The organism is Elusimicrobiota bacterium (assembly GCA_040757695.1).
Classification (GTDB): Bacteria; Elusimicrobiota; UBA8919; order UBA8919; family UBA8919; genus JBFLWK01.
Genome location: JBFLWK010000050.1, coordinates 1 through 16838, shown reverse-complemented (window position 1 = coordinate 16838; position 16838 = coordinate 1). Strand labels below are relative to the sequence as shown.

The following is a 16838-nucleotide window of genomic DNA, read 5'->3' as shown; positions in this document are numbered from 1 at the left end:
TGACTTAACTATTCATAGGAATTGTTCAGGTTTCTTGTGCATCCCTGTTTTACAGGGTTATTCCATTTTTGTCAATGAACAATATGTTTCAACATTTATTAGCAAAAATTTGCCAAACTACAGTAAAATAATTAAAAACTTTAGTATCTTTTTTTTCTACTTGCTTTTTTTAAAAATATTTGTATACTAATTATTATAAGAAAACAAATATACTATGATTTTTTTGGATATTTTACATAATATGAATGCTGTGTGGCTTATTATAATAATTGCGGTTGGTTTGTGTCTTATCACAGTTTCAGTAGTTCTTTTATTGTTGGAAAAAGCTAAACGCCAAACAGTAGAAGATTTTTCTGAAAAAGACAAAACGATGATTATCGGGCTTGTTGAAGAACGAATAGACGAACTTACAGCAAAGTTTGACCTTTTCAGAGAAGATATGGATTCAGCTACTCAAACTGTATTCAACAAAATTACTACCAAAATTGAAGAACTAAAAGTGCTCCAGAGCCAGCCACGAAATCAGCCGGCAGAAAATGGAAAGATAGATGCGTTAATTCCGATTATTTCCAATCTTACTGAGCATACTGAAAGTATTTCCAAAAAATTAGATATTATCCATGAAAAATTGGAGCAGATAGAAGCACGGATTGATTTGGAAATGAAAAAAAATAATGGATAAAAAATTGGTTTCTTATATCGGGCTTGCAGTTGGTGTGATTTTAATACTATTTGGTGGTGGACTTTTATACTTAAAAGAAAAAAAAGTAAAAAAGGTAACTGCTATAACAACTCCTACAATACCGAAAGTTAAAAAAATAGAGGTTGTTATTTCAAGTCCACCAGCAATCGTGAAATCACAGCCACAGGTTGCCTCTGTATCGGCTACAACAACCCAACCAGCATCTTTAGCCCAAAAAAAATTAGCAAAAAAAACAAAAGTTGCCGTCCATTCTGCACCTTTCAAACCGCGTCTATCTGTAACGAGTTCAAACTTACCAAGAAGAAAAATCGCATTTCAGTACAGAAGTTCTAAACCTAAAAGTGTGTATCTTATTGGTGATTTTAATAATTGGAATCCAAAAGCAAACCCGATGAAACAAGGCAAAAATTATACATGGGAAACAATGCTTTTACTTCCACCAGGTGAATACAAATATGCTTTCCTGCTTGACGGTGCTAAACAGATAAATGACCCGAATAGTAAGAAAACAGTTCGTCTTAGATCCGGTAAAGCATCTATACTGGTCGTTAAGGAGAAATGAAACTACTGACGGTAGATATTGGTAATACAACAATAGATTTCGGGCTCTTTTCTGCCACAAAACTCGGCGGATCCGCCTCTGGCGGAGAAAATAAAAAACTGATAGCAAAAACAAAAATTCTGACAGCAAAATTCTCAAAAATTCCATTTGGTAATTATGATAATGCTATAATTATATCTGTTGTGCCTTGTATAACTTCTAAGATAAGCCGTCAGTTAAAAAACAAACCAATAATTGTTAACTATAAAAATATACCAATAAAAATAAAAGTAAAAAAACCTGAACAGGTTGGCGCAGATCGTCTTGTAAATGCTGTTGCAGTAAAAGAGATATACGGCTGTCCATCAGTAGTTATTGATTTAGGTACGGCTACGACACTTGATTTTGTTTCTGAAAAAGGTGAGTATTTAGGCGGTATAATAGCACCTGGGATAAAAATATCAGCCGAAGCACTTTTTGAGAAAACAGCAAAACTGCCACTGGTATCATTCCAAACGATAAAGCAGAATCTTGTAATTGGCAAAAATACAAAAGAAGCAATATTGTCAGGTATATTTTGGGAACATATCGGATTGATAAAGGAGGTGATAAAAAAAATTAAAAATGAAAAATTAAAAATGAAAAATTTGAAAGTGATTTTGACGGGCGGGTATGCAAAAACTTTCGCAAAACATTTTCCGAATTTTATAGTTGACGAAGATTTAACATTAAAAGGGCTTGAAATTGTTTTTGAAAAATTGCGAAGTTGCCCTGAAAATGCTCGTCAGTAATATCTAACAAATGTTATATAACATTTGTTAGATAAGGATGGGGGTGTTATGAGAAAAGCTTTTGCAGTATTTGTGGTTAGTTGTTTAGTTGCTGGTACTGCGTTTTCGGCTACACTTGATTTTGATGAACTTGTAAATAAACTTGAAAAAGAGTTCATAGAATCATTAGCAAATGACATCGGTTCTGTGCTTGCAGGGGGGATGTTCCATTCCGGAAGAACACTTCCAATATTACCTGGGATAGACCTCGGATTAATTACTGCAACTTCATTAGAACCATCGGCTGATGATGAAATTCTTAAAACCAGTATGGGTGATAAACTGTTCGGGTTACCATTTGTCCAATTATCAAAAGGGCTGCCCAAAAGTTTTGAACTTACACTACGCGGTTTTCCAGAAACACAGGGTGTTGAAATGCTCGGTGTTGGTGTTAAATATGGTATTATTGAGAAGGAACTGGCAGTTGTAAAAATGGGTCTTTCTGCAATGTATTCATATAATCAGTTAACATATGCAACATTCAAAGCAAACACAAATTCTGTTGCTGGAATTTTTTCGGTAAGTATTCCTGTAATAGAGCCGTATCTCGGTGTCGCAATGGATACCACAAAACTGGAGACAAAATTTGATCCAACTTATTTAACTAATTATTTCACTAATTTAGATCTACCTGTAAAAGGCAACCTCAGTGCTACCGGGACCGCCTTACGAGGTGTTCTTGGTTTGAATTTCTCATTGTTACCATTTACATATATCAATGTAGCAGGCACATATCTGATAGACCATTTTGGTATTGATTTTGGTTTAGGTGTAAATTTTTGATTTGATTTTTTTCTGAAACTTTTTTTACAGGATTGCATCTAAAAAATCACGGATATAGACATACATTAGGTCATAGGGTCGTAGGGTCAAAGACCCAACGACGCTGCGACGCAATAGACGCTAAGACGCAACGATGATTTATTCGTGACAATTTGTGATGTGTTATTCGTGAATAGCGAAAGGGGGTGATTGTTTATGAATATAAAGCCGCTTGGTGACAGAGTAATCGTCAAGCCAGCCGAGGAGAAAGAGGTAAAAAAAGGTGGGATAATAATTCCGGATACTGCAAAAGAGAAGCCGCAGGAAGGCGAAGTGATTGCTGTAGGTCCGGGCAAAGTTGACGAATCAGGCAAAAGGGTACCGATAGATGTTAAGGTAGGTGATAAAGTGCTGTTTAAGAAATATGGTGGTGAAGAGATAAAAATAGATGATGTTGAGTATAAAATTCTTGAACAGGATGATATTATCGCGATTATTGAAAAATAATGGAGGTGAATAAAAAATGGCAAAACAGTTAAAGTATTCTGATGAAGCGATGCGGGCAATAAAGACCGGTGTGGATAAACTTGCGGATGCAGTAAAAATAACACTCGGTCCTAAGGGTAGATATGTAGTGCTTGATAAAAAGTTCGGCTCACCGACGGTAACAAATGATGGTGTCACTATCGCAAAAGAGATTGAGCTTGAAGACCCGTTTGAGAATATGGGTGCGGAACTGGTGAAAGAAGTGGCATCTAAAACAAACGATGTAGCGGGCGATGGCACAACAACTGCAACGCTATTGGCACAGTCGGTAATCACAGAAGGGTTAAGGAATATTACTGCAGGTGCTAATGCGATTCACATCAAAAGAGGGATTGACAAAGCAGTTGAAGCCACTGTAAATTACATCAAAAAGGTTGCCAAAAAGATTCCGCAGGATAATCTTGAAAGAGCAAAAGACGAAATCGGACAGATTGCTACAATCTCTGCGAACAATAAGGAGATTGGTGACCTTATTGCGGATGCTATTCTCAAGGTTGGTAAAGATGGTGTAATAACAGTTGAAGAAGGCAAATCAGCTGAAACAACACTTGAGGTAGTAGAGGGGATGCAGTTTGACCGAGGCTGGATTTCGCCGTATTTTGTTACTGATGCAGAACGAATGGAAGCAGTTTTAGAAGATGCATATATTATCATTACTGATAAGAAACTATCTTCTATGCAAGACCTGCTGCCGCTTTTAGAAAAAATTGCACAGACTGGCAAGCAGTTTTTGATTATTGCGGAAGATATAGAAGGCGAAGCGTTAGCAACACTTGTTGTTAATAAACTGCGTGGCACACTTAAGTGTGCAGCTGTGAAAGCGCCCGGTTTTGGCGACCGCCGCAAAGAGATGTTGGAAGATATCGCAGTACTCACCAAAGGTCAGGTAGTTTCAGAAGAACTTGGCTTAAAACTGGAGAAGGTTGGGCTGGATATGCTCGGCTTGGCAAAACGAATCGTTGTAGATAAAGAAAACACAACACTCGTTGGTGGCGCTGGTGATAAAGCGGATATCAAAAAACGGGTTAACCAGATAAAAAAGCAGATTGAAGAGACAACCTCTGACTATGACAAAGAAAAACTGCAGGAACGACTTGCGAAACTGGTTGGCGGTGTAGCGGTAATCAATGTTGGTGCATCAACTGAAACGGAAATGAAGAGCAAAAAATTCAAAGTTGAGGATGCGATGCATGCAACCCGCGCAGCAGTTGAAGAGGGTATTGTGCCTGGTGGCGGTGTAGTTTTACTTCGGGCGATTCCGGATATTGAAAAACTTGAAGGCATTGATGCTGATGAGCAAACCGGGATAAATATTGTCAAACGAACACTTGAAGACCCGCTCAGACAGATTGCTGAAAATGCGGGTTCTGAAGGTTCGGTTGTGGTTGAACGAGTTCGGAAGGACTCTAATGTTAATTTCGGGTTCAATGCTGAAACCGGCGAGTTTGTGGATATGCTGAAAGCCGGTATCATTGACCCGGCAAAAGTTACACGGTATGCAATTCAGAATGCTGCATCAATTGCTGGACTGCTTTTAACAACGGAATGTCTTATCACTGATATTCCTGAAAAAGAAAAAACACCAATGATGCCGCCGGGTGGTATGGGTGGTGGAATGTATTAGAGACAATTAAAAATTGAAAATTAAAAATGAAAAATTATTGATAGTATTTTAATTTTTAATTGATGTTAAAAAGTAGTAGAAGTAGTCGGCATTTAAGTGCCGACTACTTTTTTGTTGCTTTTTTTTAATAATTTAGTATAATTCCAATTATGAAAATACTAATTGTTGATAAAAGAACACTGATTCGCAGCGCTCTTGTATCACTATTAGAACAGATAAAAAAAATATCTATAGTTGGCCAGACAGACAATATTGACGAATGTTTAGTATTATGTAAAAAATTTTCACCGGATATTGTTATTGTCGGCGATGTAGAGTCATCAATCCTTACAGAGAATATTACACAATTAGTTAAGCGAAGATTTGCATCAATGAAGGTTTTGATTATAAGTTCAGAAGAACGAGATATGCTTCTGGATGATTTCACTTCTGGCGCTGATGGTTATATTTCTAACAAGTGGACAACAACTGAATTAAAAAACGCACTTGGCTATTTCCAGAAGGAAGGTGTGCTTATTCCAAGAAAAATGGCGGTTCGGCTTGTGAAAGAACTAAAAGAAAAAAGCATATTTCCTAAACCAGTTTTTACACCAATGGAGAAATCAATCCTTAAATTATTAGCACAAGGCAAACTGAATAAAGAGATTGCATCTATATTAGGTAAAAACGAAAAAATAATAAAAAATTATCTGCATATTATTTATATCAAACTTGGTGTTAGCCGTCGGGCGGAAGCGATTGCCAGAATTTTTGCAAGACCAAAAGACATATAACCAACAACCTGCCATATGTCATCTGACTAAAAACAACTTGCCAAAACTGTAAAAATACTTTATACTTATATTGGATGCGAAAAAGGCAAACCTGTTAAATGCAGGTTAAAGGTAAAAATAAAAGGTTAAAAAGATGTCTAATTTTTATTTTAACCTTTGACCTTTAACCTTTAACTTGCAGTTTCCTGGGGCGCAAAGCTGCGGAACCTTTTGTTATGTAGCCACCGAATTTATTCGGTGGTGAGCAAAGCGAAAAGTTGGTCAAGCTGCCGCAAAAAAGGCAGGTTAACGGTATAAATAAAAGGTTAAAGGTTAAATGTATAAATCAAAATTAAAACAAATTATTTTAACCTTAAACCTTTAACTTTTAACCTGAAGTCAATTTAACCTTTAACTTGCCATAATCAAAGGTTAGCCGAGTTGCCGAAAATCACGAATACGCTCACAAATAAAATCAAACATCACGAATAAAATACGAATAACGACAATATGTCATTCGTAAAAATTCGTGATAACATTTGTGATATATTATTCGGGCTTTAGGTAATTCGGTTTTTTATTCGGAAATGAAAGACGAAAAAAATAATAACTATAATACCGAACAAAACCGAACAAATGTTCGGAAATGCAAAACCGAACAAATGTTCGGAAATGCAAAACCGAACAAATGTTCGGCTTTAGAACAGCTTTTCTGTTTGATAGAAGAAGGTATTAAATTAAACCCCGAAGAATACAAAATATCATTTACAAAATTTATTCTTACAGGTTTTTTGATTTTAGTATCTGTAAAAACTATTTTTGCTATTTCTGCAATTTTATCGCCAAACAGACCTGCATACAGTTATCAATATATTCCGATATACGGAACCGCATCAGAGAATACAAAAAAAGTTGAGATACAAATTTGTCAAGTTGAATCCAAAACATACTGGAACGGGCAGTGCTGGGTTTCAACTCCAAAATGGCTAGTATGTACAGGGACTTCGTCTTGGACTTACAATCTAGCAACCTATTTTTCGGATAATCTGACATATAATATAAAATCACAGGCGACGGATGCTTCAGGTAATATAGAACCTGCCTCTGACGGTATCACATTCATAATTGACACACGACCGCCTTACTCATATCTCACACTTCCCGATTATAGCAATAAAACATACTCGGATATTCCAAAAATTTATGGACAGGCAGGTGATTCCAAATCCGGTGTTGCATTTGTTCGGGTTCGCCTTAGAGATTTAACCGATGGAACTTATTGGAATGGCAACAGTTGGGATACAGACGAGATATGGCTTAAAGCAGATGGGACAGATTCGTTTTCAGTTCCAGTTTCTGTCTGGATAATTAATCATCAATATAACGCGATTGCACAGGCAGTTGATTTTGCACAACTTGAAGAAGGACTAAATTCAGGTTGTAATTTTTATATTGACTCCGCATTAAATCTATCAGTAAAATCATCAAAAACGGTCTATAATTATGGAGAACAAATTGAGATTAAGATTGAGATTGAGAACCCAACAAATTCAACCCAGATTTTAGAACTGCTATCGTCGCCATTTTATGATTTTATGATTGATTCATCCTACAGATATAGTGATGGTGCGACATTTCTGCCGGTAAAAACTGCATTCTGTTTTCAACCTGGCAAAACGGTATATTCAGAAAAAATTGATAATATATTGCCAATTGGAAAACATAATTTAACCGCAGAGCTTAAATCGCTAAATCTAACTACAAAATCCAGTTTTGAAATTATTTCAGATACTGTATCACCAGCCATATCACATCAGCCAGTTGCAGATGGTCAGTATAAACATTTTTCAATCCCGGTCAGTGCTAAAATTATTGATAATTCTCGTATTTCAACAGTAGTACTCCATTCCGGGAATACTTCATGGCAGATGACGAAAATAACCGGGGAAAACATATGGGCTGGTATGATACCTGCTGAATATAATAATTCATCTTCAGTTTCTTATTATATTGAAGCGGTTGATATTTCAGGCAACAAAACTATAACAGATACCAAAACAATTACAACAATAGATGTGCCACTTGTAGAACCTAAAGATATTATTGTAACACCGATACAAGATAACAAATATGAAATCAAGATAACCAATTTTGCTGCCAAAGATGCAGTATTTTATCGGGTTTATTACGACCGAGGGAATGGTGTGATTGATTATTCAACACCAATAGGAACGATTGATGAACTAAAAAAAACGGTAATAACACCAACACTTGAACCAGCAACCAACTACGAACTCGCAATAGTTCCACAGAGACAAATTGATACGAGTGTGGCAGAACCTACTAACAGCGATATCGCTACATCTGTATCCAATAACCAGATTATTCTATTTATAGAAGGTATAAATGATCCCGTTTCTACTACTACGGCAAATGTCCCGATAACACTTATTTTTTCCGGTTTAGATGGGAATGATGCAGAAGTGTTAACAGATAGCGAAATTATTACACAGTTTATCACATTTCAATTCGTAGATATAATCCCGGTTTCACAGCCACTCTCGCTTATGCCTAAACAATCTGTATCTACATCAGATACTGCATCTGAACTAATCCCGGTAACAATAAGTTATATTGACGCCAATAATGATGGCTATCTTGATGGCACAAATATAAAAGAAACAACACTTGTTATTATGAAATATGACGAAGTTGCAAGAAAATGGGTTGGCGGATTTGAGACAACTATAGATACTGAACGAAATTTTTGTTCCGCATATGTTGACCGAGTCGGTATATATGCAGTTTTTTCAGTCCTACAGATTTATCCTGCGCCAATTAGTAATTTAACAGGCACAGCAGTTGATAAATACAAGGCAAAAATTGAATGGTCACATTCTAACTCGGTTTCATCAAACCAGTATAATATCTATTATCAGAATGGACACTATTATGAAAAAAATTATACCGCAAAATATCGTATCTACTGGGATAAAGGTATCGGTATGATTGATTATTTACATCCGCTTGTTGAGTTAGAAGGTTCTCAAACCCAATGGATTTCCCAGCCACTCTCAATCGGGCTTTACAAATTTGCAGTTCGGGTGGTTGATATAGAAGGTACAGAAGAACAAAATACAAATTATATCACTGTAAATATCGGGATGTCTGGCACTGCTTCTGCTAATATAAGAATCCCTAAAGATGGTCAACGGCTTCGCGGGAATGCAGTCACTATTATCGCAGATGTTTCCGCAGATACAACAGGTGTTCTGTTCCAGTATAAAGTGACAGAGAAACAGAGTGACGGAGCAACGGAGAAATGGATTGATATAACATCTATTGATACAAAATCGCCATATGCGGTATACTGGAATCTTTCAGGTTTAGCAAATAGCGAGTATAAACTTCGGGCAGTTGCGTTTGATTTGTTAGAACTTGCTCAGCCTAATCCGTCAGAAATTACCGTTTATATTGACGATACTAACTGGGATATCTCGGAAGATGGGAATCCATCGGTTGACCCGAATACTACTCACCGAAAACAAGAAAAAATTAGTGAATCAACCGAAACAATTGTGATGATTGCTGATGGAACAAGCGCTATTGTTCCTGAAGGTACGGTAGAAAAAGAGACGGTTTTAGAAATAAAAACTATTACACAACAAAGTTTGCCTCTTCCAACAGATTCTTCGCTTGAAGCTATAGATGTATTCCGTGAATATAATTTTAGCAACGGCAAATCCGAGTTTGAAAAAGAGATTACTATCTCGCTTCCTTATCCTGACGATAATAATGATGGGATTGTTGATGGAACTACTCTAAAATCAGACATACTTGAGATTTATTATCTGGATGAAAAAAATAATGAATGGAAAAAAGCGAATAACCGTTTAGATTTAGGCGATGCCACAAATCCAGGTCAAAACAATAGCAGCGAAAATGCAAAAAATGACAGAACAGATAACCCAACCAATAAACACACAAATACTGTAGGATACCCCTTAAGGGGTATCCTACAAGCTGGACAGGGTGATCTAGGCCAAAAAGTCATTTCTGCAAAAGTGAACCATTTCACAAAATTTGGTATATTTGCCAAAACACCAAGAGACTTCTTGACTGACAGCCAAATTTCTGTTTATCCAAACCCATTCAAGCCGTCAAAAGGGGGGGATACCGAAATAACTTTTGATGGGCTTACCGAGAATGTCAGAATAAAAATATACACAATTGCAGGACGGCTTGCGGATGAGTTTGAAACAACAACAGATGGAAGTTGTAACTGGAAACCCGAACTGGCATCCGGCGTGTATATATATTACATAGAAGATAAAAATGGTAAAGGTAAAGCTAAAGGCAAACTGGCGATAATACGATGAAAAAATCAGATTGGAGATTGGAGAGTGGAGAGTGGAGATTAGAGATGAAAGATAAGAGAAACAAGATGGGAGATAGGAAATGTGGGATAGGAGTGACATTCTATCTGCCATCTGCTATCTGCTATCTCCTATTCGTCTTTATTATCTCATATCTACTATCTCCTATCTGCCTTTCTGCTGTTGGTGCTACTTCGTCTGAATTTCTTTTACTACCAAAAGGTGCAAGGGCAGCCGCTATGTCAGGCAGTTTGGCATCTGTTGATGATGGTTCAAACAGCATCTTCTATAACCCCGCTGCGATTGGATTACAAAGACAACAAAATATCTGTTTGTCACACAGTGAATGGCTTGAAGATATTAACTTTGAAAATATCGCGTATTCAATGCCATTAACGAAAAAGATTGCGGTTGGTTTTGGAATAGAATATCTTGGCATATCAGAAATAGAAGGTAAAGAAAACCAAACATCTCCAACCAGCCAGTTTAATGCGTCTGATTTGGCGATTGATTTAGGTGTTTCCTGTAGTATTAACAAAAAAATTGCTGTGGGCTTATCTACAAAATATATTGAACAAAAAATAGATACAGAAAAATCATATTCAGTCTCGTTAGATATCGGTGGAATATATACCAAAAAAATCAATTCATACAGAATTGTATCAATCGGAATTTCAGTTGAGAATATACCAGCAAAAGAACCAGAATTTATTGATGAAGTTGAAAACCTACCAACCAAACTTGTTACCGGTGTCTCATATAAACCACTTGATGAAATACTGCTGTTATCAACGGATTTAACTCTGATGAAAAACTCAAAACCTGCTGCCAATTTTGGAACTGAAGTTTTTATTTATGATATATTATCCATTCGTGCTGGTTACAAACTTGATACATCGTTTGAACGATTAGCCCGGATTACTTTCGGCACCGGACTTGTCCTGGGCTCGTTATCGGTTGATTACGCCTACTTACCGTTTGAACCTCTTACAGATACACACATATTTTCATTATCTTTTAAGTTTGATTAAGTTTCAGTAGAGACAATTCACTCCGCCACTACATGCAAGGGCGGGGCTCATGAATTGTCTCTACTCCCAATTGAGGATACAAAATGAAAAATTTATCGGATTTTTTTGCACTACTTATTTTTATAGGAATTAGCGCATTTACACTTTTTATAATAATACAGAACAATGAATTAAAAAAAATACTGTTGAGGGATAAAAAAGAACCACAGACAAACGCAGAATTTGACTTATATAAACAGAAAAGTAAACCCAACCCCATGCTAACGCATGTTGCGGTGACTACTAAAGTGGCGCATTCTGGCATGGGGCAGGGTAAACAATTTAAAGATACAGATATAGCAAAACTGTTTTCAGAAAAAGAATCGCTTCTCAACGAAAAAGATAAACAACTTCAAGAAAAGGAAACTGTACTTAAAAATAAGGAAAAAGAATTATTCCGTAAGGAAGAGGAACTGAAAAAATATGAACAAAAACTCAAAGAAACATATTAAGAATTGTTTATTGTTATATGCTCTATGCTCTATGCTATTAGTAACCAACGATGTTTATGCACAAGCATATCTGCAGAACTCAAATGAATTTATTAAGGTTGTCTGTAATAAATCTACTTCTAAGTTCTGGCTTTATACAACTGGTGGGAATCCGGAAATTAGTTCTGATGATAACAAAAAATTATTATATCATGCCGAAGGAGGTGGAGAAACATCTTATACAACGATTAAAATTGATGATAAGAATTGGGTTTTTGGCGAAGGCAGAAATAATTCAAATACGGTTATTGAAGATGGAAATTCAATAGTATCTTCTTGGGTAGGAAGCGATAAAATAAAAGTAGAACAGAGAATTTTTATTGTCAAAGGTCCTACAACTAATAATTCCGATACATTAAAAATTGAATATACAATAACCAATCTTAGCATTGAACCTCATAAAGTAGGACTTCGTATTTTGCTGGATACATATCTTGGAAATAACGATGGTGCACCATTTAGTGTTCCAGGGCTGGGTAGTGTTACCACAGATACAGCACTTACAAGTGACCGGATACCTGATTACTGGTATGTGTTTGATAACCTATCTGAACCGACTGTTAGTGCGATGGGTATGCTGCATCTTCTTGGTTACATTGAACCTGATAAAGTAGTATTTTCAAACTGGCGAAGATTATTTGATTCAATGTGGGATATTAATCTTAAATCAGGAAGAATATTTAGAGTTTTTCTTGGTGGTTTAGACAGCGCCTGTGCTATTTACTGGAACCCTGTAGTTTTTAATCCCGGTCAAGTAAAAAAATATGGTATCACATATGGTATATACAAACCAACAATTAAACTCGGAGATGCTATCAATGTCGCTATAGGATGTCCTGAGCGAGTCAGAGAAAATATGCCTTTCACTGTCTGTTGTGATATTGAAAACAAATCCGGTGAATATCCGCTTGATTCAGTTGAAATTACGCTGGTCTTACCTGAAGGTGTGTCATTGGCTGACACAGAAACCGATTCGTTAAAAAAAGTAATTACAAGATTAAGCCCTAAAGAAATTACAAAGGCATTTTGGAATCTTCGTTTAAAAGGAACAAATTTAGAAAAAGCAGTATTTTCAGTTAAGGTTAATGGCAAAATTCAGCAGGATAATTTTTCAGTTAAAGTTCAAAGTTCTACTCCTAATGTAGAAATACCGCCACTAATATCCGATAACTTCTCTATCAAAAGTCCTGAATCAATAATTCCGGAGAAAATTCTACTGCCACAAAAAACGGAAAACGCGTGTATTGAAAAAGTCACAAAAGAAGTCATTCTGAGCGAAGCGAAGAATCTCTTGCCGACGAAAAGCGAGATGCTTCACTGCGTTCAGCATGAGAAAACAAAGATTTCTCAACAAGCTCAAATCAAAAAAATATCTGTAGATAAAGAAATTTCTGTAATACCTACTATAGAATCAGAAAAATTTAAAAGTATCAATAACAATATCGTACATTTAACGAAAAAAGTAGAAGAAATAAACTCAAATATAGACAAACTAAATTCAAAATTAGAAAAAATAAAGATACGCCGAAATTTATGTCAAAAATTCTAAAATTATTCCGTAGAATCCTGATATGTCTTATACCGCTCCAGATTATATTTCCTACCAGACTACTGGTGGGTGCTACACAGAAGAAAGTTATATCTGTGGCTATGTTTGAAAATGTTGCCGGGAATAAAGAATATGACTGGCTTGGAACTGGCTTTGCTGAAACGATAACAACAAAACTTGTCAATATTGAGTCACTGATTGTAGTGGAAAGAGTTTATCTTTTAGAAATTCTTAAAGAACAGAAACTACAGTTATCAGGGCTTACAGACGACAAAACAGCGGTTAAAGTTGGTAAATTGCTCGCAGCACAATACATAGTTGTTGGTAGTTTTCAGGAAATAGCTGGGAATCTTAAAATAGTTGCTCGTGTTGTAAGCGTTGAAACAGCGCAGGTAGAAAGTTCTGTAACGGTTGAAGGCGAATTTAATGCTCTGTTTGAGCTCCAGCAACAACTCGCACTTGAACTTGCCAGACTTATTGAGACACCGGTATCTGATGCTGCAAAACTGGCGATAATAAAACCGCCTGCAAAAAACCTGCCTGCATATGAGTGGTTTGCCAAAGGAAAGATGTATCATTATGAAAAATTCCTGCTGGATGAAGCAGTAAGGTGTTATAAGAAAGCAATAAAAATAGATCGGGATTATGCAGATGCTTACCTTGAATTGGGTAATGTTCTGCAAACTAAAACTTTCTATACCAAAGCACTTGAATCATATAAAAACGCACTATTACTTTATGAAATAAAAAACGATAAACGGAATCTCTGGCGAGTATTCCAAAATATCGGTGTTGTTTATTATTATTCTGGAGATTACCAAAAAGCACTTGAGTATTATAATAACGCGCTTGAAATAGGAGAGCAACTTGGGAATCAGCCCGGGATTGCTAATACCCACAATAATATCGGGCTTATTTATTACAATCTCGGCAACTATAAAAAAGCACTTGAATGTTATAATAAGGCACTTGAAATAAATAAAAAATATGAAAACAAAAAAGCTATTGCTGAAACCTATATTAACATCAGCGCTGTTTATGATTCACTGGGTGATTATGATAATGCGTTTGAGTATTGCAATAAAGCATTTGAAATAAGTGAAAAACTCGCTGACCGTCATGGGATTGCTGCTGCATATAATTTATTCGGCAATATTTATTTCTCACAGCAGGATAATAATAAATCACTTGAATACTTTAAAAAAGCACTTGAACTGAATGAAGAACTCGGACTTAAACTGAAAATTGTTGATAGTTATATCAATATAGGTGTTGTGTATTACTCAATTAAAAAATTTGATAACGCACTTGAATATTTTGAAAAAGCGTTTCAACTTGCAATGCAGCTTAATAATAAACTGAATATCGCCAGAGTATATAATAATATCGGACTTGTTTATTTTGCGCGTTACAACTATGATAAAGCACTCAAATACTATAATAAATCGCTTGATGTAAAACTACAACTCGGCGATATGGCAGGTGCAGGAGTTGTAATGTATAATATCTCATTGATTTATGAATACAAAAACGACTACAATACTGCAGTTAAGTATATGGAAAAGGCAGTCGGAGCCTTTGAAAAAATAAATTACTATATGCTTGAAAAATCTACCAATGAGTTAGGTCGCCTGCGGCGACTGACATTTTAATTTAACCACTGAAGCACGGAATCACGGAATAATGTCATTCCCGTGAAACCTGTCCTCGTGCAAACGGGGAACGGGAATCTATTCGTGTTTCAGCGTTTCAGTGGTTATTATTGAAATTCCTGTACAACAAGTTAATAGGACGCAGATTTTCGCAGTTAGTTCTTTATGTTTATAATCTTTGTAATCTGCGTACATCTGCGTCCAAAAAAGGGAATTCCTATACATTTAGATTAAAAGAACTACGCAAAAAAGTATGATAAAAACCAAACAAATTTATTTATTCTTTTTTCTCTATGTCTCTGTGTTCTCTGTGGTTATGCAGTTTTCTTATGCCTATCAACAAAAAAAAGCTGTTGCAATTGCTAATTTTGAGAATTTGAGCAAATCTCAAGAGTATGACTGGATAGGTACGGGTTTTGTAGAAACACTTACATCAAAATTAGTATATGTGAATTCAGTGCGAGTCGTTGAAAGAAGTCAGATAAAAGAAATTATTAACGAACAAAAACTGCAGATGTCCGGCGCAGTAGACCAGGATACAATTGTTAAATGTGGATTTCTGGAGATAGAATATATGATTGTCGGCAGTTATCAAAAATCAGGCAATAATCTAAAGGTGATTGCAAGAATTATAGATATTAAAAACTCAAAAGGCGAAAAGTCAGTTGAGGTTGAAGGTAGATTTAACGATTTATTTGCTATTCAGAATGAACTTATTATTAAAATTAGTCATGCAATTGGTACATCTGTATCAGAAAGAGAAAGAATAAAAATTGCTGTATCACCTACTAAAAATCTGATTATTTATGAGTGGTATACAAAAGGTGTGAATTGCTATGATAAAAATGAATACGACAAATCATTAGAATATTATGAAAAAGCATTAAAACTAAGCGAAGTAGAAAAAGACGAAAAAATAAAACCTGCAATTTTTAACGGTATAGCTAACATTTATGCTGAAACCAGTAATTATGAAAATGCAATAGAATTTTACAACAAAAGTTTAACAATATATGAAAAAATCAAAAATGAATCAGACATAGCAACAACCTATTTTAACATTGGCTGTATATACAAAAACCAGAACGATTATAATAACGCATTTGTTTGTTTTAATAAAGGATTGAAATTGGCGGAAAGAGTGAGGGATGAAAAATTGATGGCAGAATTATATGTGATGCTTGGAAATATTTACAGGGCGAGAAATAATTATACACAGGCAATAAAGTGTTGTGAAGAAGCTCTGAAAGTAATTGAAAAACTTACAGTGTTGGGTGATTTACAAACTAAAAGTGTTTGCTATGCTATTATAGGTGATATCCATATGGCTAGTGGCAAGAATAAAGAAGCGATTAATTACTACAACAAAAGTTTGGACATAATTGAAACCGGCAGCGAAATTAAAGATAAACAGTTAATGGCTTTAATTTTATATAATATGACTGTTCTTTATGGAAAACAAGCAGAGTATAGAATTGCTCTGTACTTTGCAAATAAGGCACTGGCTGCTTATCAAAAAATAGGTGATGAAACAAGTATTCAAGAAACACAATTATTGGTGAAACAACTAACCACAGAACTGGAGAAAAAAGAAAAATGATTATTTACGAACATGTATTGTAGGGAATATGCATACCTGTTCTCTACAATAATTTGGGGCAGGAGGATTTTTATGGGTATTATTACAAAAAGAAAAAAGGTTTTAGTTGACTTTGGGTTGCAGTTCCGCTATATTGGTGTTGCTGTTGTTGTCTGTTTGATTTCAATTTTTGCCGGCTGGTATTCCTGTTATACAGTTATGTATGAAAAACTTCTGCCGGCGTTCAGTTTAAGTATTATTGAAACAACACAAAAAACGGTTTACAGAAACCTATATATTACCGTTGGTATTTTGTTGCCGCTGGTTATAATTTTATTTTTATTTTTTACACATCGGCTTGCC

At 35.5% G+C, this 16838-nt stretch carries 14 protein-coding genes; all 14 read left to right on the top strand.

Annotated elements, in window-relative coordinates; translation table 11 throughout:
• The first annotated feature begins 214 nt into the window (after positions 1–214).
• Positions 215–682 (top strand): hypothetical protein, encoded by a 468-nt coding sequence (locus AB1349_08985; protein MEW6557474.1) that lies wholly within the window; start codon positions 215–217, stop codon positions 680–682.
• Positions 675–1265, top strand: a complete 591-nt coding sequence (locus AB1349_08980) for a hypothetical protein (protein ID MEW6557473.1) — start codon at positions 675–677, stop codon at positions 1263–1265. Before AB1349_08985 ends, AB1349_08980 begins: the two co-directional genes overlap by 8 nt.
• Positions 1262–2035 (top strand): type III pantothenate kinase, encoded by a 774-nt coding sequence (locus AB1349_08975; protein MEW6557472.1) that lies wholly within the window; start codon positions 1262–1264, stop codon positions 2033–2035. Before AB1349_08980 ends, AB1349_08975 begins: the two co-directional genes overlap by 4 nt.
• A 48-nt stretch (positions 2036–2083) precedes the next feature.
• Entirely contained in the window at positions 2084–2857 is a 774-nt protein-coding gene (locus AB1349_08970; protein ID MEW6557471.1) for a DUF6588 family protein, read from the top strand.
• 195 nt (positions 2858–3052) lie between these two features.
• Positions 3053–3343 carry a co-chaperone GroES gene (gene groES / locus AB1349_08965; protein ID MEW6557470.1) on the top strand — a complete coding sequence of 97 codons (291 nt, stop codon included), beginning with the start codon at positions 3053–3055 and terminating at the stop codon, positions 3341–3343.
• Between the two features lie 16 nt (positions 3344–3359).
• On the top strand, positions 3360–5006 hold the full coding sequence (gene groL, locus AB1349_08960; GenBank protein ID MEW6557469.1) for a chaperonin GroEL: 1647 nt from the start codon (positions 3360–3362) through the stop codon (positions 5004–5006).
• A gap of 149 nt (positions 5007–5155) precedes the next feature.
• Complete coding sequence (locus AB1349_08955; GenBank protein MEW6557468.1) at positions 5156–5779, top strand: response regulator transcription factor; 624 nt, start codon at positions 5156–5158, stop codon at positions 5777–5779.
• 566 nt (positions 5780–6345) lie between these two features.
• A complete protein-coding gene (locus tag AB1349_08950) occupies positions 6346–10137 on the top strand; it encodes a BsuPI-related putative proteinase inhibitor (protein MEW6557467.1) in 3792 nt (1263 codons plus the stop codon).
• Positions 10134–11165 carry a PorV/PorQ family protein gene (locus AB1349_08945; protein ID MEW6557466.1) on the top strand — a complete coding sequence of 344 codons (1032 nt, stop codon included), beginning with the start codon at positions 10134–10136 and terminating at the stop codon, positions 11163–11165. Before AB1349_08950 ends, AB1349_08945 begins: the two co-directional genes overlap by 4 nt.
• Positions 11166–11248: 83 nt before the next feature.
• On the top strand, positions 11249–11656 hold the full coding sequence (locus AB1349_08940; GenBank protein MEW6557465.1) for a hypothetical protein: 408 nt from the start codon (positions 11249–11251) through the stop codon (positions 11654–11656).
• The gene (locus tag AB1349_08935; GenBank protein ID MEW6557464.1) at positions 11628–13244 is read left to right on the top strand and encodes a hypothetical protein; all 1617 of its coding nucleotides are present in this window, start codon (positions 11628–11630) and stop codon (positions 13242–13244) included. Before AB1349_08940 ends, AB1349_08935 begins: the two co-directional genes overlap by 29 nt.
• Positions 13229–14896 (top strand): tetratricopeptide repeat protein, encoded by a 1668-nt coding sequence (locus tag AB1349_08930; GenBank protein ID MEW6557463.1) that lies wholly within the window; start codon positions 13229–13231, stop codon positions 14894–14896. Before AB1349_08935 ends, AB1349_08930 begins: the two co-directional genes overlap by 16 nt.
• A gap of 253 nt (positions 14897–15149) precedes the next feature.
• Positions 15150–16496: a FlgO family outer membrane protein gene (locus tag AB1349_08925; protein MEW6557462.1), complete on the top strand. Its 1347-nt coding sequence runs from the start codon at positions 15150–15152 to the stop codon at positions 16494–16496.
• A gap of 72 nt (positions 16497–16568) precedes the next feature.
• The coding region (locus tag AB1349_08920; GenBank protein ID MEW6557461.1) for a hypothetical protein at positions 16569–16838 on the top strand (270 nt) is incomplete at its 3' end.